The organism is Pantoea sp. GM01 (assembly GCF_000282675.1).
GTDB lineage: Bacteria > Pseudomonadota > Gammaproteobacteria > Enterobacterales > Enterobacteriaceae > Pantoea > Pantoea nemavictus.
In genome coordinates this window covers 107,382-128,360 of the sequence record NZ_AKIU01000007.1, presented here as the reverse complement: position 1 = coordinate 128,360, position 20,979 = coordinate 107,382, and the positions used below count along the sequence as shown (strand labels likewise).

Genomic DNA, 20,979 nt, shown 5'->3' with positions numbered 1-20,979 from the left:
TGTTACCCGCTTCATCAATCACTTCCGTGGTGAAGCTGTGGTCACCGTCACGCAGAGGCGTGGATGGCGTCACACTCCATTCACCGGTGGTGGCATCTGCCACTGCGGTGCCTACCAGATCGCCATTCTCATCACGCACGATAACCGTTGCGCCTGGCTCCGCCGTGCCCTTCAGGGTTGGCGTGGCATCGTCGGTGGTGCCGCCGTTGATGATTTCCGTGGCCGGGTTGTCCTGCTCATCATCCCACAGTGACAGATCGGCGGCGTTAGCGGGTGCATCCACGTCGATAACAATCGGCCAGTTGCCGGTGGCATCGCCGAGGCTGCCGTCAGCCAGTTCCGGCTGTGCAGTGAAGTTGTAGTCGCCAGAGGCCAGCGGACCGACTTCCAGCTGCCAACGACCATCAGCGTCAACGGTGGCGGTGCCCAGCAGGCCCAGGTTGTCGTCAAACACATGCACGATGGTGCCAGCAGGACCGGTACCGCGCAGGGTTGGCGTTGGGTCGTTGCTCAGACCGTCTTTCTCAATCAGACCAGTATGTGCAACCACGTCATCATAAACGCCGGTAATGGTGATATCTGGCGTTACGCCGCCGGAAACCACTTCGATTGGTGCAGGGGCAGACGGATCGCCAGTGTTACCTGCCGGATCGCGTGCTACTGCAGTCAGCTCAGTTTTACCCTGCTCCAGCGGACGGCTTGGCACGAAGGTCCAGTCGCCTGTGGTTGGGTCAGCTGTGGTGGTGCCGAGCAGTTGATCGTCCTGGTCATAGATAAAGACCGTGGTGCCTGGCTCTGCCGTACCGATGATGGTCGGGAACGGATCGCGCGTGGTGCCGTCAGTGATCGGGCCATCTGCGTCAGTCATTCCGGTAATCACCGGTGCCGGTGGTGGCGTGGTATCAACTTCGAACTCAATCTGATCGCTTTCCGGGCTACGTTGGCCGGTTGGCTCTTCCACAATGATGCTGATTTTATGGACGCCATCTTCCAGCTCTTCACCCACTTCAGGCGTGAGAGTCCAGTTGCCGTCGGCATCAACAATCGCGGTGCCGATCAGCGTCTTGGTACCCGCTGGGAATTCATCCCACACTTCAACGATGTTGCCTGGCACCATGGTGCCGCCGCCGCCAGCGAAGGTTGGACGGTTATCGTCAGTTAAATCTTCGATGATACCGGTGAATGGACCGACATCATCCCATGCGCCTGCCAGCTCACCCTCTGGTGAGATGATTGGACGGCCTGGTGCTTCGGTATCGATGTTCACGGTCCACGGATCGGAACGTTCTGAAACGTGACCAACCGCATCCTGTACTTCTACTGCGAAGATATGCTCGCCATCGTTGAGTGGGGTTGCCGGTGTCCAGCTCCAGTTACCATCGCCGTCAGCACGAATGCTGTCGATACGCACGCCACGGTCATAAATAATCACTAAGCCGTTTGGCTCAACCGGTACGCCGACCAGGGTTGGTGTCGAGTCATCGGTGTAGCCGTTATTGGCGATTTCATCCTGGATAGAACCCACGTCATCAAGAATCTTATCAATGGCAGGTTTGTCCGGTGCGGTCAGATCGACCGTCAGCAGGAACTCGCCTGTATGCACGCTTTCGCCGCCGGCAGGTGTGGTTACCGTTGCAGTAATGCTATGCGGGCCTTCCGGCAGCGTAATGGTGTAAACCCACTCACCACGGCCGTTGGACATGACGGTGTCAACCAGGACGTTATCCAGATAGATGCTAACCAGCGAGTTAGGCGTGGCCTGACCGCGCAGGGTTGGAGTTTCATCATCGGTGAATGCGCCGTTGTACAGGTTGTCGCGGATGGAACCGACGTTATCTTCGGCGTAGTCGATGGAGATCAGTACTGCACTGGTATCAACGGTGAAGTCGATAGGTGCGGTTTCCGGGCTCTTGTTACCGGCTTCATCTTCAATGATAACGGTAAAGCTATGTTCACCGTCTTCCAGTGGCGGTGATGGGAATTCCCAGGTGCCGTCATCTTTAACGACTGTGGTACCCAATACCTCACCATCGTCATAGACGTAAACGATATCGCCTGGTTCGCCGCCGGTACCGGTAAAGGTTGGCGTGCGGTCATCGGTGGTGTCACCTGAACCAATTGAGCCGGTTACGGCTGGAACGTCATCCCACAGATCGAGGTCGTCTGCGATGGTGGGGGCGTCGACATCCACGACAATCAGGTATTCGCCGCTTGGCGAGCCGCTGCCATCTGCGTTTTGCGCAATGATGCGATGCTCACCACTCGCCAGGTCGCGGTTGGATTCGATGCGCCATTGGCCGAACGCATCAGAAGTCACGGTGCCGATGCTGATGCCGTCAATGAAGACTTCAACCACGGTGCCCGCTGGTGCGGTACCGGTGACTTCTGGACGTGGATCGTTTGTCAGGCCGCCTGGACCGATGTTGCCGACGATGCCGCCAGGCACATTGTCAATGACGCCGGTGATTGCCGGGTTATCCGGGATGCCACCTGCCTGAACAATCAGATCGAAAGGTAATGACACGCCGCTACGGTTGCCGGCATCGTCATGCGCCTGCGCCGTGACACGGTGTGGACCGTTGGTCAGTTGGAAATCTGGCGTAAATGACCAGCTACGGTCGGTTTCAACCTTGGCTGAACCAGCATACACGCCGTCAATGTAAACCCAGATATAGCTGCCAGGTTCGCCGGTGCCGCGGAATTCAGGCTGGGCATCATCGGTTGGCGTGCTGCCGTCGTTGGCGCCCGTTACCGCACCCTGGTCATCGAAGAAATCGCTGATGATTGGATCGGTCGGAGGCGTGACGTCAATGATGAAGTCAATCGGATCGCTTGGATCGCTGACGCGGCCAATTTCATCTTCTACTTCAATAACAAATACATATTCGCCGGTGCCCAGACGCTCGTCGTCACGCGGGGTCCAGGTCCAGTTACCGTTTGCATCAACGATAGCGGTACCAAAGACCTGATCCACACCGGTTTCACGGATATGAACGATGTGACCTGGCGTCAGACCGGTGCCTTTGAATTCAGGTTGGGTATCATCCGTGGTGGAGCCATTTTCGATTTGACCGACCACAGGACCCACGTCATCCCACGCGCCTTCGAACTGATCGCCAGTAGGTTTAGGTGGACGCGTAGTATCAATGACAAATTCGAAAGTTGGGCTTGGGTCGCTGCTCAGACCGGCTGGATCAACGATGGTGACCGATACGCTGTGTGGACCTTCGCTCATGTCTCTATCAGGCGTGAAGCTCCAGGTGCCATCTGCTTTAACGGTGGTAGTACCCAGTAATTCGTTGGTCAAGACATCCCATACTTCTACGGTATCGCCTGCATCCAGGCCGCTGCCGTTAAAGGTCGGACGGTTATCATCGGTGATGCTGTCGCGCGCGATAGGACCGGTTTTCATGCCAACGTCATCAATAACGTTATCCATGTCAAACGCAGAAGGGATCATCACCGGAGGAGTGATATCCACGGTGAAATTAAAATCAGGGGTTGGCAGGCTTGGGTTACCTACCGGATCAATCACAACCAGGCTTACGGTGTGATTGCCTTCACCCAGCGGTGTTGACGGAGTCCAGCTCCAGTCGCCATTGGCATCAACCGGAACGCGGGCGACAACAACGCCATCAAGGGTGATTTCGACTTCAGACAGAGGCTCAGCTTTGCCACGGAAATCAGGCTGCTGATCGTTGGTGCTGCCGCCGTTGCTGACTAAACCGGTACGGGGTTCAATGTCATCCCATACTTCATTCAGTTCTGCGCGATCGGGTGCTTCCAGATCGATATTCAGTTCAAATGGATCCGAAGGTTCGCTGGTGCGGCCGCCGGGATCTTTTTCTACAACGGTGATGCTGTGTGGACCATGGGTCAGTGGCGGCGTGGTATAGGACCATGTGCCGTCTTCACCAATCAGCTGCTCGCCAATTTTTACTCCATTGTCCCAGATTTCAACGGTGTTGCCCGGCGTACCGGTACCGCTCAGAGTTGGAGTGCTGTCGTCAGTGGAATCGCCACTGCGCAGCGTGCCTGTCAACGTACCGACATCATCATAGGCTTCGATGATAGAAGGAGTCGGTACCGAACGCGGGCTACCGCCGCCACCGCCACCACCGCCAGCTACCAGCAAACCAATGCCGGTTGCTGCGGCCAATGCACCTAATACGCCCAGCGCAATCAGCGCCGGAGAGAACGCGGTGCCCGCTGCAGTCAGACCGTCGAGACCACCAATGCTCGCTGCACCCAGTGCAACGGCGCTGCTCTCGCCATCCATTAAGAAGGCGGCTTCATCATTCTCATCGCCGCTGGTCGCAGTGTAAGCGTGCCATTGGCCATCTTCACCCTTACCGACCAGTTCGCCTGGATTATCGTAGAAATTTTCGATAATGAGTTGCGGCTGATCGATATCAGAGCCTTCAAGAATGACGTGCAGGTTTTTACCTACGCGCTTTAATGTGACGTTTTCTGGAGCAACGCCATCTTTACCTTCGGAGAGAATATATTTACCACCGGCAATCGCTTTTATTTTTACCGGCGCATTTCCCTTGGCAGTACTTAAAACTTCCGCTTTGACAATGGTCTTGTTATCAACCACTGCAATATTTACTGGGGTAAGGCTCATGTATTAACCCTTGTATCGTGAAAGAACGTTGCCCCTGACAACGCCGGAGCACTCTTATTGACCAGATAACTCGACCTGGCCAGATGCGATGGATTTTCAGTGAATGTTCATGGGGAAGACACAAGCCGGGTCTTGCATTGCTCTGTATAAAGGGAAATTTCTTAGTATTAGCTAATGAAAATAGCTACACTCAACTTCATTGAATACCGCGAGTGGAAATGTTTTTTTCTCATTTATTACAAAGCGTTAATTGAATAAATTCATTTACAGGAAACCCCATTATCATGTTGCGAACGCTACTCAAACCAGGAAACGTCTTGGTATTATTCAGCTTGATATGTTCTTCGGTTTTAGCTTCGCCCACAGCATTGACACTGGTTCCGCGTAGTGAAGTGATCACCTCGGAAATAAAATTTGATCAGCCGCTGCAGCAATGGTTGAGTCACCACCCAGTGATAAAAGTGGCGGTTTGGGGACCGGCTCAACCGCCGATTTATATGGATGTTGACCCCAAAACCTATGAAGGTTTAGCGGCCGATTATTTACATGTATTAGAAAGATCGCTCGATGTGAAAATTGAAGTGGTGTTATTTGACAACGCTTCACAAGCGCAGAGTGCGTTGCAGCAAGGTGAGGTCGATTTATTGGGTGCATTTAATCCCGATGTGTATCCCATGCAGGATATTGTCGCCACCTCACCCTGGCTGTTAGATCACTCCGCGCTCCTGCTACGCAATGATGCGCAGACATGGGATGCAAAATCTTTTCCGGGGCAAAAGCTCAGCTACATCGCTACACAAAGTCGTATGGACGTTTTGGCGCGCGAATATTCCGGTTTTCATCTGGAACAGGAGTCCAGCTATATAAACGCGTCCGCTTCCGTGGCATGGGGACAAAGTCTTGGTGTCTGGTTAAACCGCTCCACCGCTGAATACCTATTGAATAACGGCTTTTCTGACAAGTTGAAAATCATTAATAGTCCGGTGCTCAGCAATCTCAACCTCTCGTTTGGCGTGAGTAAAAGTAATCCGCTGCTGCTGCGGGCGATCAATGAAGCACTCAACCGCGTTCCGCTCGCCAGCCGTATTGGCATTGCCAATCGCTGGGGGTTGACCAGTGAGAATGTGATTAAAGCCAACCCACTTGCGCTAACCGCTGAAGAGCAAAACTGGTTGCGAAAGCATCCGGAGATCACGGTGCTATTCAATGCCACCACGGCGCCGAACGCCTTTATTAATAAAGAGGGCAAACTGAATGGCGCGGTGGTGGATTTAATGAACGTGCTGGCGGAACGCTATGGCATGAAGTTTAACTTCAAGGCAGCCTATGGTCGCGCAGAGATGATTCGCCTGGGACAGCAATTCCCGGATGCGCTTTACGCGGTGGTACCGATGACCGCAGATTATCAGACTACCTGGAATGTGTTGACGACACGCCCGTATCTCCTGACACCGGTGGTGTTGATGGTCAATGCCACCTCGCCCACCCTCAGCAGCCTGACCGCCATGCGCGGTAAAAAAATTGCGGTGACGCAGTTCAATCCAATTACGCCATGGCTGCAGCAGCACTATCCCGATATCGCCATCGTGACCAATCCTTCGGTGGAAATGGGTTACGCGATGATGAAAAAAGGCGAGGTTGATGGCGTTGTCACCACGCAGTTTGACGCGGATTATCTGCTGGCTTCGGATCCCGAGCGCGGCTTCAAAATTGGCATTCGTTTAGGCGATGACATCGCCAGAATCGGCATGGCCGCTAACCCTGATAATCCGCTGCTGGTTAGCATCATGAACAAAGCGCTGCTGGATTTACCGCCTGAATCCCTGCAGCGCATTAATGCGCATTGGCAACCGAAAAACAACGCGCTACGTCAGCCGTCGTGGCGCGACTGGCAGGATGTGATTATTAAAGTCGCTGGCGGCATCGTGCTGATGGTTGCGCTGCTGCTGCTGTGGAACCGTCACATCCACCGCGTTAGCCGGCAGCGTGAAAGCGCGCGCCGCGCCCTTGCCGATCAGCTCGCTTTTGTGCGCACGCTTATCGATGCCTCACCGATTGCGCTGTATGTCATGGATCGTGAAAAGCGCCTGGTGCACTCCAACCCGGCGCTACGTCAGGCGTTGAACGCGGGAGAGGATAAGACGCTCGCGGAGTATTTACTGGAAAGTGACCATCTGGATGAACAGGTTAAGGATCGTCTGCGAACCATCATTAAACGGGTGATGACCGATGGCGTGCCAGAGGTTTACGAAGGCCCGCTGAAGTTAAATAACGTCATCTGCTTTGTTCACCATTGGATTGTGCCGTGGCGCGACACCAACAACGAGGTGGTGGGCGTGATTGGCGGTTGGCTCGACATCAGCGAAAAAGAGAAGCTGGTGAATGAGTTGCGCAGCGCCAAAGACGAAGCCGATTTGGCTAACCAGTCGAAGAGTGTGTTCCTCTCCAGTATGAGCCATGAAATCCGCACGCCGATGAATGCGATTATTGGGCTGCTTGAGCTGGAGGTGAATGAGCATCAGCAGCAGGGCATCAACAACGAGAACGTGCGCGTGGCCTGGGAGTCGGCCAAGTCCCTGCTGTTATTAATTGGCGATATTCTTGATTTGTCGAAGATTGAGTCCGGCACCTATGAGCTGCGCCCGAGCTGTATTGATGTGCCGCAGTTGGTCAGCAGCGTCGTCAATCTGTTTGAGAATCGCGCGCGCGAAAAAGATCTGGAACTGACGCTGGAAGTCGAGCTGGAACATACAACCTATCTGCTTGATCCGTTGATGATTAATCAGCTGGTTTCCAACCTGGTGAGTAATGCCATCAAGTTTACCGACAGCGGCAGCGTGACGGTAAGCGTTTATCAATCTCAGGAGGTCAATGACGGGCGCAGCGATCTGGTGATCGATGTGACGGACACCGGTCCAGGATTGACCAGCGAACAGCAGGAACGCATTTTTGCTCCGTTTGTTCAGGTTGAGGGACGCAAAGCGCGGCTCGGCACCGGACTGGGCTTGAGTATCTGTCGCCGCTTAGCGGAGTTAATGGGCGGTGAACTGCAGGTTGAAAGCGAACCCGGCGAGGGCGCGAGCTTCCTGTTTTACTTCTCCGCTGAGGCCTGCGCCGCAGAAACCATCGCGCTAAGCGCCGACGATGACGAGCGCTCGATGCACGTGCTGATTGTTGACGATCACAGCCCCAATCGCCTGCTGCTGACCCAGCAGCTGGAGATGATGGGCCACCAGGTAATAGCCGCCGAGAGTGGCGAGCAGGCGCTTGAAATCTTGCATTCTGGCGTGGCGATCGATCTCATTACGACCGATGTCACGATGCCTGGCATGGATGGTTTTGAACTGACGCGCCATATTCGCCAATGGGAACTGCAGCACAATATAGCGTCCAAGCCGATTCTGGGACTGACTGCACACGCGCAATCCAGCGTGGTGGATAAATGCCGCGAAGCCGGCATGAACGAATGTCTCTTCAAGCCAGTGCGCAGCGCGCAATTACATGACGCGGTGAACCGATTAATGGGCCGCAGCACATTCGCTCCGGTGAAAGAAATTATCTCCGACGATCAGAAACGTCTGCAGGCATTAAAGTTTTTACACGAAGAAGTTATTCGTACCAATCGCAGCGATCTGCACAAATTGACAAAAATGGTGGAGAGCGGTGATCGTTTGCAAATAGCCAAAATGGCGCACCGATTACTCGGAGGTGCGCGAATTATGCAGAGAAATGAACTGGAAGAAGCCTGTGCCCTGCTGGAAAATATCAGTCAGGACGAAAGTTGCACAATTAGCGATTTTCGTGAAGCATTAATAGCGATCGCAGAACAAGTGGAAGAACTTGAACGTCAGATAACCGCTGACGAAAAGTAATTCCTCTGTGATATTTTTTAAAAGACACGTCTTGGTCAATATGCGTTAAATGCTGTGTTACAGTATTTAACGGTTGTTAAAAGGAGGATTATTTCAGGATGACCACGATTTCTGTAGTCGATACTAACCCGCTTATACGTCGCGGATTAAAACGTATTCTAACCGAACGCGGTTATAACATTGCTGTTATCGCCGAAACGTTAGATGAGATGCTGTTTAGCAACATTAATCACAAACCGCAGATCCTTATTCTAGAGCCGTTATTTCAGGATCAGTTAGCCTATGAAAAACTGGAGCTGCTGCGCAGTTACAACCCAAAACTCAAAACGTTAATTTTATCTATTTCAGAGAGTTACTATCATATTCAGCAAAGCCTGCAGATGGGCATTGAAGGCTATGTGTGTAAATCCTGGCCGTTAGAGACGTTATTTGAATCCATTGAGGAGATTGAAGAAGGCAAGCACGCTTACTCTAAAGAACAGTTCCAGCACAAAGATAAATATCCGAATGATGCCCGTATTTTATCCTCGCTTACCCGCCGGGAATTTCAGGTGTTACGGATGTTTGGCGCTGGAAAGTCGATTAAAACCATTTCTGAGGAAATGAACCTGAGTAATAAAACCATCAGCACCTACAAAGTGAAAATGATGCAAAAAATGGCGACCAAAAACGTCATTGATATTGTTGATCTGGCACGTAGAAATTTTCTTTTTTAACTATTATAGAAAGTCTTCGGAAGCTTTTGATATCTTGCTGTCGCCTTGGTGACGATAAAATAGATACAAACCTGAATAACATTGATAGGCACCCATCAACAAGATTCACGCTGTTTACTGAAACATCTCCTCTTCATTAAGTGAAGTTGATAACGTTGATAAATTGGCCGGGGAAACTTAACGGCAATGAGCCAAAATAATTGCAACAGATAATTATGGCTGCCCCTCCTGCAAACGCGGATGGGCGTAGTGAGTTTCCCATTAAGGCTAACAGTAACGCTTTAACCAGATGCATGCTTTAATCTGCGCAGTTGATCTGCCCACAGCAATACTCTTTTAAACAACCGTGCATGGTCAGCGCGTTAATCGTGCTGATCTAACTTAATGCCGCCCTGCCAAACATTCGATAATAAAATTCTTCGTTTACCATTTTTCACCGCATTCCTGCTATTAACCAGTGATAATTAATTAAGGATGCACGCCCTTCAGTCACCGCACATTTTGTAACGGCGCGATTCATCGCGCAATAAATTGCGCCGCTACGAAATGTGCAAAAATATTTTGCGTTTTATCAGCATAAAAAAGCCGCTATCTTAAGCAATAGCGGCTTGGTCAAGACCGTGGGCGATAGGGATTTCAAGCGACGCCCACGATGGGTCGCTGATTACGCTTGCAGCAGATCCTGCATCTGTTCAGCTGACAGTGTGTCACTGCTCATCAAGGTGTTAACCCCGTCTAAGCCGGTTTCAACCTGCATATCCGCGTCGCTGATGACCAATTCCATCTCTGGCTGTGCAGCGGAGGTGCTAAACGCCTGGAACAATTGTGGCGCTTCATCTGCCAGTAACGCGTTATAGCTAAACGTCTCTGCCATCGACTGCGCTTCCTGCTCTGCGGCTTGCTCTGCGATGTATTGGCGCAGGCTGTGGGCGTTCACCTTAATCTGCAACGGCTCGCTGCTCAGCGAACCCACTTTGACCTGCAGAGTATGCTCGGTGCTGATGAAGTAACGGCTGGCGCTCCAGTTACCGTCAGCATCGGCATATTCCGTCAGCGACAAACGTCCATTAACCCACAACTCCACTTTTGCGTGCGGTGGCGCGAATCCGGTAATGCGCGGCTCGTTATCGGTCAGGCCGTTACTCTGTTGCACCGCATCCACGTTGCCTGCCGAGGAGATGACGGAGGTAATGGCCAGTTTCGGTGCAGGTGCTGGCTCTGGCGCAGGTTCAGGAACGATAGGGGTCACATTTTCCTGTTCGTTCGCCTCTTGTTCGGCAATGAATTTACGCAGGTTATAGGCTGAAACGGTAATTTTCACCGCTTCGCTGGTGAGAGAGCCGACCTTGATTTGCAGGGTATGTTCCGCATCAATAAACCAGCGACTCGCGCTCCACTTGCCGTTCGCATCGGCACGTTCAGTGAGCGAGAGGCGTCCATTCACCCAGATTTCAACCGTTGAATGCGGCGGTGCGTAGCCAGCGATCAGCGGCTCTTTATCAGTCAGGCCGTTGCTCTGTTTCAGCGCATCAATGTTGCCTTCCGAGGAGATCACTGACGTGATGGCCAGTTTTGGCAGCGGCTCAGGTTCTGGCTGCGGTGCCGGTTCAGTCACCAAGGCTTCCACATGGACTCCCCACTGGAAATCCAGTCGTTGACCATTGATGGCGATTTCCAGTTGATGCTGACCTGCGGTGAGCGTGGTCTGGGCAACCCATTTACCTTCAGCATCAGCCCTGGCGCTGCCAACAACATTTTTGCCTGAATAGATGAGCACCAGTTCGCCTGCAGGTGCCGTACCGGTGACAAACAGGTCGTTTGACTGCGTTTTTGCCCCTGAATCGATGATTTGAGACTGCGCCTCATCTTCCCAGACACCGGTAATCCACAGTGGCGTCGGTTCCGGAGTGGGTTCCGGAGTTGGCTCGGGTGTCGGTTCCGGCGTTGGCTCCGGCGTTGGCTCTGGAGTCGGTTCCGGAGTTGGCTCTGGCGTTGGCTCTGGCGTCGGTTCCGGTTTCGGTTCTGGAATAGGTTCTGGAGCTGGCTCAGGAATAGGTTCCGGCGTTGGCTCAACCTCTTCAACGGCAATGACGTTCAGGTTAAAGCTCTGACTCGCGATACCGTTGGCTTTCACCACAATCTGGTTAGCACCGGTTGCCAAAGCAGATTCAGGTTCAAAACTCCATGCGCCCAGCGCATCCGCTTTGGTGCTGCCGATAAACTGATTATTGGCGTAGATTTCAACCACCGCGTTACGCGTGCTGGTGCCGAACATTTTAGGCTGTGCATCATCGGTGGTGCCGTTATGGCGGATAATGCCGCCTTCACCCACATCATCCAGCATGCTGGTGAGCGTTGGGCTTGGGAAGCGGCTGGCATCGACGTTGATCTGATATTCAGCGCTTTGCTGATCGCCGGAAACCACATAGAAGCCATGATTACCACCGCGGCTCACAATCACTCTCTCATCCCAGTGACCGCTGGCCTGGCTCATGGTGCTACCGATCTCTTTGCCATCAACATAAATACGCACCAGCGTATTCGGTTCGGCAAAGCCCATCAGCAGTACAGATGCCGCATTCACCGCGCTGCCCTGAATGGCCGCATCGATAAACAGAGTTGGCTCTGGCGTTGGCTCAACTTCTTCAACCGCGATAACGTTCAGGAAGAAACTCTGGCTGGTGACACCGTTGGCTTTCACTTCGATTTGGTGCGGGCCGGTCGCCAGAGGCAAAGTCGGTTCAAAACTCCATACGCCTTGCTCATTGGCTTTTGCGCTGCCAATAAAGAGGTTGTTGGCGTAGATATCAACTATCGCATTACGCGTGCTGGTGCCGGACATTTTTGGCTGTGCGTCATCGGTGGTGCCGTTGTTGCGGATGATGCCGCCTTCACCCACATCATCCAGCATGCTGGTAAGCGTTGGGCGCGGGAATCGGCTGGCATCGACGTTGACCTGATATTCAGCGCTTTGCTGATCGCCGGAAACCACATAGAAGCCATGATTACCGCCGCTGCTCACAATGACCCTTTCATCCCAGTGACCGCTGGCCTGGCTCATGGTGCTACCGATTTCTTTGCCATCAACATAAATACGCACCAGCGTATTCGGTTCAGCAAAGCCCATCAGCAATACGGATGCAGCAGTGACGGCGCTGCCCTGAATGGCCCCGTCGATAAACAGAGTCGGTTCTGGCGTTGGCTCAACTTCAACGGGGATGACATTCAGGAAGAAACTCTGGCTGGTGATACCGTTGGCTTTCACTTCGATTTGGTGCGGGCCGGTGGCCAAAGGCGAAGTTGGTTCAAAACTCCATACGCCCTGCTCATTGGCTTTTGCGCTACCGATGAAAATGTTGTTGGCGTAGATATCAACTATCGCATTACGCGTGCTGGTGCCGGACATTTTTGGCTGCGCGTCGTCGGTGGTGCCGTTGTTGCGGATGATGCCGCCTTCGCCCACATCATCCAGCATGCTGTTGAGGGTTGGGCGCGGGAATTTGCTGGCATTGACGTTGAAGCTGAAATCAGCGCTGCGCTGATCGCCCGCCACGACATGGAAGTTATAATTCCCGCCGCTGTTAACCTCGACTCTTTCATTCCAGTCGCCGCCCGCGTTACTCATCGTGCTGCCAATCTCTTTGCCATCAACAAAAATACGCACCAGCGTATTCGGTTCGGCAACCCCCACCAGCAACACCGATGCAGCTGTTACAAAGCTGCCCTGAATGGCGAAGTCAATAAGTAATGGTGAACTGAACTCCTGCGCGACCTCTTCCTCAACCACCACCGGCGAGTAATTAACCACGAAAATATCGCTGCTACCGCCCTCTTCAGTCACCAGTCTGATTTCGTTGCGACCTTCCTGAAGCTGGGCCTCGAATTGCCACTCACCTTTATAGTCTGAATAGTCGCGATAAACGCGCTCACCATTGAGGTAAATCTCTACCGTGGTGTATTGCGAGGTCACTTTGCCGCCTAACTGCAGCGTTGCGGAACCGACGGTTTCATCGTGGTTGACCGGCGCCCATTCGCCGTTCGTCAGTAATACCTCAACGTTATCAATCTGCGTTTGGCCAACAAAATCGACGTATGAATCATGCACATCAATGCTGAAAGGCTGGCTGGATTCACCGCCAGCACTGATATGTAACTGCTGCGCGCCCGGCGACAATTTCTCTGCCAGCATCCAACTGCCATCTTCACCTGCGCGCACGCTGCCAACTGCCTCATTATTGGCGTACAGCGTTACGATTTGGTTTGGCTGCGCGGTGCCGTAGATTTTCGGTGACTGGTCGTCAGTAGACTGTCCCGGGCGCAGATACCCTTCGCTGCCGATGTTGTCATAGATATGGCTGATTTGCGGTTCGCGTGGATGAATGGCGGCGACATTAACGCTGTACTCGTCACTGCGCATGCCTTCTGCTGTCATAACACTTAAACGGTGTTCGCCGTTGGCCAGAACGGGAGTAAAACACCAGTTCCCTTTTGCATCGGCTGTAACCACCTTAATCACATTATCGCCGTCCATGATGCGTAGCATGCTGAACGGAGCAGCACTGCCCGCCAGCGTTGGCGTGCGATCCAGCGTGGTTGCGCCGGGTAAGATTAAACCGGCATCCTGAGCATCGGATGTAATGGAAATAATAGCGGGACGGGAAAGGGGATTTGCTGAGTGTGATACATTTCCTGGTATCATATTTGTAACTCCTTGATAAACGAATTATATATTTTCTGACTACATTTATAACGTTCAGAAATTACCAATAATGCGTCGTCTCAGGCTACAAGCCGGGTCTTTCTTAGGTGCGCTTTTTGCTTCAGGGGTTGCGGCGGTAGAGCATGGAAGTGTATGGCGAGGTGTTAAAGGTGCGCAGAGTACGCACCTCAATAATCAGCAGGAATAGACAATAGTGGTTTAAAGTTTAAGCATTTTCACCGTGGCATCCACGTCGATTTCATCTGCCGAGAAAATGAGCGTGCTTCCCTGGAAGGTGGTGATCGCCAGCTTTTTCAACGTGCGCATTTCATCAGGCTTAACATCTTTTTTCGGCTTAATGCTGTTCATCAATAACCCCACCGACAACACCGGATTCTCTTTATCAATGCGGGTTTCGACCGGAACTTCTTCGCTATACACCACGTAATTTTTGATCGAGGTGAGTTTCAGGCGCTCGCCAGCAATATAGATGTATTTACTTTCCGGTGACACTTTCACCGCGTAGGCTGACAAGCCTTTGTTATTGGTGGTCGGTTCAAACGTGACCGCGGCATCTTTCTTAATCAGCTCAGGATTAGCGACCTTAATCACATGAAAATAGCGGTTATCGCCATTCTCATCTTTGATAAATCCAAAACCTTTATCCTGAAACCAGGTTGTGATTGTTCCGTTCATCGCCATTACCGCCTACCTAATCGTTATCTACTCAGTTTTTTCAGCGCGCAGTGTAATGCACAATGCCTGCGCAGACTACGTCTACCGGGTAAGTGTGGACGATAAATTTCCGCGCGGCGAATCTGCGGCGGGTCAGATTCGCCAGTCAGCGGAAAATTGGTTATTATCCGCCCCCACCTTCCAGCCGGGCAGCCTGATGTCTTCCATTATCGATACCTTTATTGCCCCGCCCTGTACTGAAGAGATAGAGATTGTTTATCAGGACGAACACCTGCTGCTGATCAACAAGCCTGCTGGCTTGCTCAGCCTGTCCGGGAAAAATCCACAAAATCTCGACTCAGTCCATCACCGGCTGGTAAAAACGTTCCCCGGCTGCACGCTGGTTCACCGCCTTGATTTTGGGACTTCCGGTTTGATGGTAATCGCCCGCAATAAAGCGATGAATGCCGCGCTGTGCCAGCAATTCAGTCAACGCAGCGTGACCAAAGAGTACAGCGCACTGCTGTGTGGGCATCTGGAGCATGATCAGGGCGTGATAGACGCGGCGATAGCGAAAGATCCGGCGCTGTTCCCCAGGATGTCGATTTGCGCCGTACGCGGCAAGCCCGCGCGTTCGCGCTATCAGGTGATTGAGCGTTTTTATCACGAGTGTGAAGATGGGACGTTACTGCCGTTAACGCGGGTTGCGCTAAGCCCGGAAACCGGTCGCACCCACCAGCTGCGTATTCACTGCCAGCAGCTGGGCCACCCGATTTGGGGCTGTGACCTTTATGGCGGCCGCCTGTTGCCGGGAACCGAACAAACCTCACGGCTGATGCTGCACGCCAGCGCGCTGCACTTTGTTCATCCCATCACGAAAGAGTGGATAACAGCCCGCAGCAACAGCCCGTTCTGAAGCAGAATTTACGGATTACCACATCAAATCATCAGGCACTTTGAAATCAGCGTACGGATCTTCTTCATCCTGCTCTTCCTGACTCAGGGCGCTGTTTAAGACAATGCTGTTCGCATCTCGCTGCGCAATTTTATCGGCTACGCTGGCGGGAATGATGGCGTATTGACTCTCACCATTGTTATCAACCACCAAACGCGCAATGGCCAGACGACCACTAATCAGCTGAGCCTGGGTGGTTTTATCCACCATTATTTTTTTAATTAAATTACCGTCGGTGAAGTTGAAACCAATATTGCCTTTCGAAATGTCGATGCGGTTCATTTCAATCAGTTGCTTCACCTGTGCCTTATACTCTTTGGATAAAGCCGCTTGCTTTTGTTGTTCGCTCAGTTGCTTATCGCGCTCAAGCTGTGCTTTTTTATTCTCTTCCACGGCCTCTCTTGCTTCACGTGCCTGAACGCGTGATTTTTTGGCCGTTCTTTGCACTTTATCCATCTTTTTGCTGGTAACTAATCCAGCTTTAAGCATCTGCTCTTGTAAGGTGAGTTTTGTCATTGTTAGGTCTGAACCGGTTGAAGAATTTGGGGGATTATAGCTGGAATGTCCGCGGCTGTGCCAGCCTGGTGACCGTAAGAGGGGAAGCGATGATAGCCACTTTCCCCTCAGTCACGCTATGCAGCAATAACCCCTATTCCGTATGGGCGCACCAGTTTCTCGCCGGATTAATACCACCATCAGGAGAAGTAAAGCCAGAACAGCCTAAAATAGTGTCGAATAGCTTCTCGTGAAACACCGGCGTTTTATTATTTTGCAGCTGCTCTAATTGTGCGAACGAGGCTTTGTGATCCTTATTACTCAGGAATTTATCCGAGGCCCAGACCATAATTGGAATAGTGCGCTGCGCCATAGGTGCATGGTCACGCGGCGTGCCGTGGAAATGCAGATTATCGGAAATCGATTCACCATGATCGGAGGCATAAAAGACAATGGCATTTTTATCTTTCAGGCTATCAAACGTCTGCTTAAGAAAGTAATCGGTATACAAAATACTATTGTCATACGAATTAATCATCTCCTGCGTACTGCATGCATCATCAATGCCCTGGCACTCCGGTTGATAACGCGCAAATGCACGAGGATAACGTTCCGTATAAAGATAGTGCGAACCTTTAGTATGCAGAATAACGATATGTTTGCCCTGAGGATGGCGCTGAATAGAATCCTGGAGTTCCGTGACTAAAGCCATATCATCCACCGGTTGCCCTACATGGCGTTTTTCCGCCTGAATAGATTCCCGTAATGCATAGCTGTCTGCCATAACTTTGTTATAGAACCAGGCTTCACTCTGCATAGAATAGAGCTCTTCAGAAAAGCCCTGTTTCTTCATTACCGTAAATACGTTCATCTCTTTCAGCGTTCGCTGCGGGGCTTCTGACGCCCCGCCTTCGCGCACAAACATGCAACGCAGCGAGAGTTTAGTTGAGGTATCACAAGAATAACCCTGCAGGTGAACCAGATTTTTTTCATGGTCGAGATAAGGCGTGTTGTCACGGTCATAACCGTAAAGTCCCATATGATCGCGGCGTGCGCTCTCGCCAATCACAAACACGATATAAAGGTTGTCAGCATCCTTGGGCGGGTTATAGCGATAATGATCCGTTGGGTCGTAAAGATTTCGATTATCTTCCGCCTGGCTGTAGGAACTGTAAGCCAGTAATCCCACGCCTGATAACCAATTCGAAGGAGAATAGGTCCCGGCCACGATACCGCCGTAGCTGGCCATCATGCGATTGTTGTGTTTGTCTTGCTCATCTTGCATTTTCCCCATCAGGTTGAGCGGTAACCAACAACCCATTGCAGCAACCAGAATGGCCACGGTTTTATAAGACCAGTAACGTTTTTTATTAATCGTGGCAGCTGAGCTGGTGCGTAATCCACGCCAAATCAGCCATAACGGAATAATATTGACCGCCACCAGCCACAAGATGAAATGCCAGCCAATGGATTCCTTTGAGAGATCAATCGAATCCGTTGCCAGCACCGCAGCAATAATCCCATAGCCAATATCAATATTGAAAAAGATCATGTAGTAGCTGGCGGCGCTAGAAAATATCACCAGCAGCGTCATCAATAGCCGAGAAATCATCTTGCCGGTTAATGACATTAATAAAGTTAAAAACATCACTAAACAAAATGCGGCGACGACTTCAATGATGACCGACAGAACATTGTCAAATTGCAGTTGATGATAGCGACGAATGAAAATAGGAATATTAAGTAAAATGCCGACATACAACGATACCCATCCCGGTACGTAAAATTGCTCAAGCCAACCCCGTTTAAACATCTTTGCCTCATTATTAGTGTAACTAGATTAATTCGTTCCCTGTAAAAAACGTGCCATTGCTGAGACGACGAGGTTGAGAATGGGTTCAATCAAGCGAGAAGAATGAGCATGTTATAATGTAACAATATGTTGTAGATGGTGTATGGCGCTAAGGCTTCCTAAGTCATCAACCTCTGCCAGCGCTGGGCAAACACCTTTGCCATCCCGCAGTGGCGCTTGCCATAAACTGGGATTTTGGCTCCTACTGCATCTGCTCCATACCTTATCCTGCACGCCATCATGAAATTCGTTCATGTTCGTTGAAATTAAATCACTTTTTTTCACCCAGAGACTGAGGCATAAAAGATGCATTGTTAATAACTTAAAATAATATCAAGCCTACTCCCTGAGAGTACCAGCGAAGAAAAACCTGGGAAATCCTGCAAGTTAATCGGGCTTGATATTCGACACTAAGGTGCCAGATTGCGATGACTAACCATTTTGACTTTGCTGTGAAGACGCTGCGTTTCGACGAAAATTATAATCCTTCCGAGAACACGCGTATCACCACCAACTTTGCGAATTTAGCGCGGGGCGAGAAGCGCCAGGATAATTTACGCAACGCCTTAGTGATGATTGATAACCGCTTTAATTCTCTGGCGCATTGGGATAACCCGAAAGCGGATCGTTACGCTGTTGAACTCGAAATCGTCTCCGTTGAGTTAAAGATCGCCACAGCAGGCAATGACAATACCTTCCCGGTGATTGAGATATTAAAAACCAATATCGTTGATAAAAAAACCAATGAACGTATTGAAGGCATTGTTGGCAATAACTTCTCGTCTTACGTGCGCGACTATGACTTCAGCGTATTGCTGTCCGAGCATAATAAAAATCATCCAGAGTTCCGCACCCCGGATAACTTTGGTGAACTGCATGGCAACGTCTTCAAATATTTTGTTAACTCGGAGGCGTATAAAAATAACTTCAAAAAAGCGCCGGTTATCTGCCTCAGCGTTTCAAGCAAAAACACCTATTATCGTACCGGCAATGAACATCCGGTACTCGGCATAGAGTATCAGCAAGATGAACTCTCCCTGACGGATGAATATTTCGGCAAAATGGGATTACGTGCGCGTTATTTCATGCCTGCTAACAGCGTTGCGCCTTTAGCATTTTATTTCCATGGCGATTTACTCAGTGATTACACCAATCTTGAGCTGATCAGTACCATCAGCACGATGGAGACTTTCCAAAAGATCTATCGTCCTGAGATCTACAACGCTAACTCTGCAGCCGGAAAATACTATCAGCCAAGCCTGAACCACCTCGATTTTTCGTTAACTCAGATTGTTTATGATCGAGAAGAACGTAGCCAGTTGGCTATTGAACAAGGAAAGTTCACTGAAGAGAACTTCATCAAACCATATCAAACTATTCTTGAGCAATGGTTTGCCAATTCCGTTCTTTGATTGATAAAAAATAAGGTCACCTGCGATGAAAAAATTATTACCGACGTCCACTGCGGGCAGTTTGCCTAAACCTTCCTGGCTTGCTCAGCCGGAGACGCTGTGGTCACCGTGGAAATTGCAAGATCAGGAATTAATCGACGGCAAACAAGATGCGCTTCGTTTGTGTCTGGAAGATCAACAACAGGCGGGTATCGATATTGTTAGTGATGGTGAGCAAACGCGCCAACACTTTGTCACTACCTTTATTGAACACCTCAACGGGGTTGATTTTGAGAAGCGTGAAATCGTTAAAATCCGTAATCGCTACGAAGCGAGTGTTCCAACCGTGGTTGGCCCGGTAAGCCGCCAAAAATCGGTGTTTGTTGAGGATGCTAAATTCTTACGCTCCCAAACTGACCAACCGATTAAATGGGCGCTGCCTGGTCCTATGACCATGATTGATACGCTGTATGATAATCACTATAAAAGCCGTGAAAAGCTGGCGTGGGAATTCGCTAAAATCCTCAATGAAGAGGCCAAAGAATTAGAAGCGGTGGGTGTCGATATTATTCAGTTCGATGAACCCGCATTTAACGTTTTCTTTGATGAAGTGAATGAGTGGGGCATTGCCACGCTGGAAAGAGCCATCGAAGGCCTCAAGTGTGAAACCGCTGTGCACATTTGCTACGGTTATGGCATCAAAGCCAATACCGATTGGAAAAAGACGCTGGGTACCGAGTGGCGTCAGTATGAAGAGATCTTCCCTAAACTGCAGAAATCCAATATCGATATCATCTCACTGGAGTGTCAAAACTCGCACGTGCCAATGGAACTGATGGAGTTGGTTCGCGGTAAAAAGGTGATGGTTGGTGCGATTGATGTGGCGACCAACACCATCGAGACGCCTGAGGAAGTTGCCGCTACGCTGCGAAAAGCACTGCAGTATGTCGATGCCGACAAGCTCTATCCGTGCACCAACTGTGGCATGATCCCGTTACCGCGTGGCGTCGCGCGCGGCAAGCTGGATGCGTTAAGTGCCGGCGCAGAGATCGTGCGTAAAGAACTGCAGGCGAAATAATCGCGCAGAAGAGTTGAGCAATTGAAGTTAACTCAGTCCGGATTGCGCGGTGAGGTTTCCCGCTCCTGAACCCGCAACCGGACTGAGTGCTAGCCACGCTGTAATCGCCACGATTTCCCCTCCCCGTTTTAAGAGCCAATAGCTGACTCCGCTCGCCACTTGCAGTACCCTGCTGTCTGGATTAGTTTGCTGCAATCAAAATAAATCACTCTCTTTTAACAGGTACCTCGGCAATGGCTTTGATTCCCAAAAACTACACCCGGCTGGAAAGCGGCTACCGTGAGAAAGCATTAAAAATTTATCCGTGGGTGTGTGGACGCTGCTCGCGAGAATTTGTTTACTCCAACCTACGTGAATTGACGGTGCACCATATCGATCACGACCACACCAATAATCCGGAAGATGGCAGCAACTGGGAGTTATTGTGTCTCTATTGCCATGACCATGAGCACTCTAAATACACGGAAGCCGATCAATACGGCACTAGCGTGGTAGCGGGGGAAGATGCGCAAAAGGATGTCGGTGAAGCCACCTATAATCCTTTTGCGGATTTGAAAGCGATGCTTAATAAGAAAAAATAATTAAGGTCGACTAAACCCTAATCGCGCCGGGTTAATAG

General features: G+C 50.9%; 11 protein-coding genes. 6 read left to right on the top strand and 5 right to left on the bottom strand.

Annotation, left to right across the window (positions count from 1 at the left end; all coding sequences use genetic code 11):
- The coding region (locus PMI17_RS03210; protein ID WP_007886034.1) for an Ig-like domain-containing protein at positions 1-4,627 on the bottom strand (4,627 nt) is incomplete at its 3' end.
- Positions 4,628-5,064: 437 nt separating this feature from the next.
- Here PMI17_RS03210 and PMI17_RS03205 point away from each other — a divergent pair.
- Both PMI17_RS03205 and PMI17_RS03200 read left to right on the top strand, forming a co-directional pair.
- On the top strand, positions 5,065-8,499 hold the full coding sequence (locus tag PMI17_RS03205) for a transporter substrate-binding domain-containing protein (protein WP_162129969.1): 3,435 nt from the start codon (positions 5,065-5,067) through the stop codon (positions 8,497-8,499).
- Between the two features lie 98 nt (positions 8,500-8,597).
- Complete coding sequence (locus PMI17_RS03200; protein ID WP_007886032.1) at positions 8,598-9,215, top strand: response regulator transcription factor; 618 nt, start codon at positions 8,598-8,600, stop codon at positions 9,213-9,215.
- Between the two features lie 664 nt (positions 9,216-9,879).
- On the opposite strand, the gene PMI17_RS25310 is transcribed toward PMI17_RS03200, so the two are convergent.
- Positions 9,880-13,914: an Ig-like domain-containing protein gene (locus tag PMI17_RS25310; protein ID WP_007886031.1), complete on the bottom strand. Its 4,035-nt coding sequence runs from the start codon at positions 13,912-13,914 to the stop codon at positions 9,880-9,882.
- A gap of 219 nt (positions 13,915-14,133) precedes the next feature.
- Positions 14,134-14,616 (bottom strand): cold-shock protein, encoded by a 483-nt coding sequence (locus tag PMI17_RS03190; protein WP_007886027.1) that lies wholly within the window; start codon positions 14,614-14,616, stop codon positions 14,134-14,136.
- A gap of 190 nt (positions 14,617-14,806) precedes the next feature.
- Here PMI17_RS03190 and PMI17_RS03185 point away from each other — a divergent pair, with 190 nt between their 5' ends.
- Positions 14,807-15,505, top strand: a complete 699-nt coding sequence (locus PMI17_RS03185) for an RluA family pseudouridine synthase (RefSeq protein ID WP_036620110.1) — start codon at positions 14,807-14,809, stop codon at positions 15,503-15,505.
- A gap of 15 nt (positions 15,506-15,520) precedes the next feature.
- Here PMI17_RS03185 and PMI17_RS03180 read toward each other — a convergent pair whose 3' ends face one another.
- Positions 15,521-16,060 (bottom strand): DUF2058 domain-containing protein, encoded by a 540-nt coding sequence (locus PMI17_RS03180; protein WP_007886025.1) that lies wholly within the window; start codon positions 16,058-16,060, stop codon positions 15,521-15,523.
- A 133-nt stretch (positions 16,061-16,193) separates the two neighbouring features.
- The gene (eptB, locus tag PMI17_RS03175) at positions 16,194-17,852 is read right to left on the bottom strand and encodes a kdo(2)-lipid A phosphoethanolamine 7''-transferase (RefSeq protein ID WP_007886024.1); all 1,659 of its coding nucleotides are present in this window, start codon (positions 17,850-17,852) and stop codon (positions 16,194-16,196) included.
- A gap of 467 nt (positions 17,853-18,319) precedes the next feature.
- On the opposite strand from eptB, the gene PMI17_RS03170 reads away from it, so the two are divergent.
- From PMI17_RS03170 to yajD, 3 genes are all read left to right on the top strand, one after another.
- A complete protein-coding gene (locus PMI17_RS03170) occupies positions 18,320-19,303 on the top strand; it encodes a DUF1852 domain-containing protein (RefSeq protein WP_007886023.1) in 984 nt (327 codons plus the stop codon).
- Between the two features lie 25 nt (positions 19,304-19,328).
- Positions 19,329-20,360 carry a methionine synthase gene (locus PMI17_RS03165; protein WP_007886022.1) on the top strand — a complete coding sequence of 344 codons (1,032 nt, stop codon included), beginning with the start codon at positions 19,329-19,331 and terminating at the stop codon, positions 20,358-20,360.
- A 233-nt stretch (positions 20,361-20,593) separates the two neighbouring features.
- On the top strand, positions 20,594-20,941 hold the full coding sequence (gene yajD, locus PMI17_RS03160) for an HNH nuclease YajD (RefSeq protein WP_007886021.1): 348 nt from the start codon (positions 20,594-20,596) through the stop codon (positions 20,939-20,941).
- The last annotated feature ends 38 nt before the right edge of the window (positions 20,942-20,979 follow it).

Coding starts and splice junctions, on each gene's coding strand:
- PMI17_RS03200 (WP_007886032.1), top strand. CDS start 8,598: ATGACCACGATTTCTGTAGTCGATACTAACCCGCTTATACGTCGCGGA.
- PMI17_RS25310 (WP_007886031.1), bottom strand. CDS start 13,914: ATGATACCAGGAAATGTATCACACTCAGCAAATCCCCTTTCCCGTCCC.
- PMI17_RS03190 (WP_007886027.1), bottom strand. CDS start 14,616: ATGGCGATGAACGGAACAATCACAACCTGGTTTCAGGATAAAGGTTTT.
- PMI17_RS03185 (WP_036620110.1), top strand. CDS start 14,807: ATGTCTTCCATTATCGATACCTTTATTGCCCCGCCCTGTACTGAAGAG.
- PMI17_RS03180 (WP_007886025.1), bottom strand. CDS start 16,060: ATGACAAAACTCACCTTACAAGAGCAGATGCTTAAAGCTGGATTAGTT.
- eptB (WP_007886024.1), bottom strand. CDS start 17,852: ATGTTTAAACGGGGTTGGCTTGAGCAATTTTACGTACCGGGATGGGTA.
- PMI17_RS03170 (WP_007886023.1), top strand. CDS start 18,320: ATGACTAACCATTTTGACTTTGCTGTGAAGACGCTGCGTTTCGACGAA.
- PMI17_RS03165 (WP_007886022.1), top strand. CDS start 19,329: ATGAAAAAATTATTACCGACGTCCACTGCGGGCAGTTTGCCTAAACCT.
- yajD (WP_007886021.1), top strand. CDS start 20,594: ATGGCTTTGATTCCCAAAAACTACACCCGGCTGGAAAGCGGCTACCGT.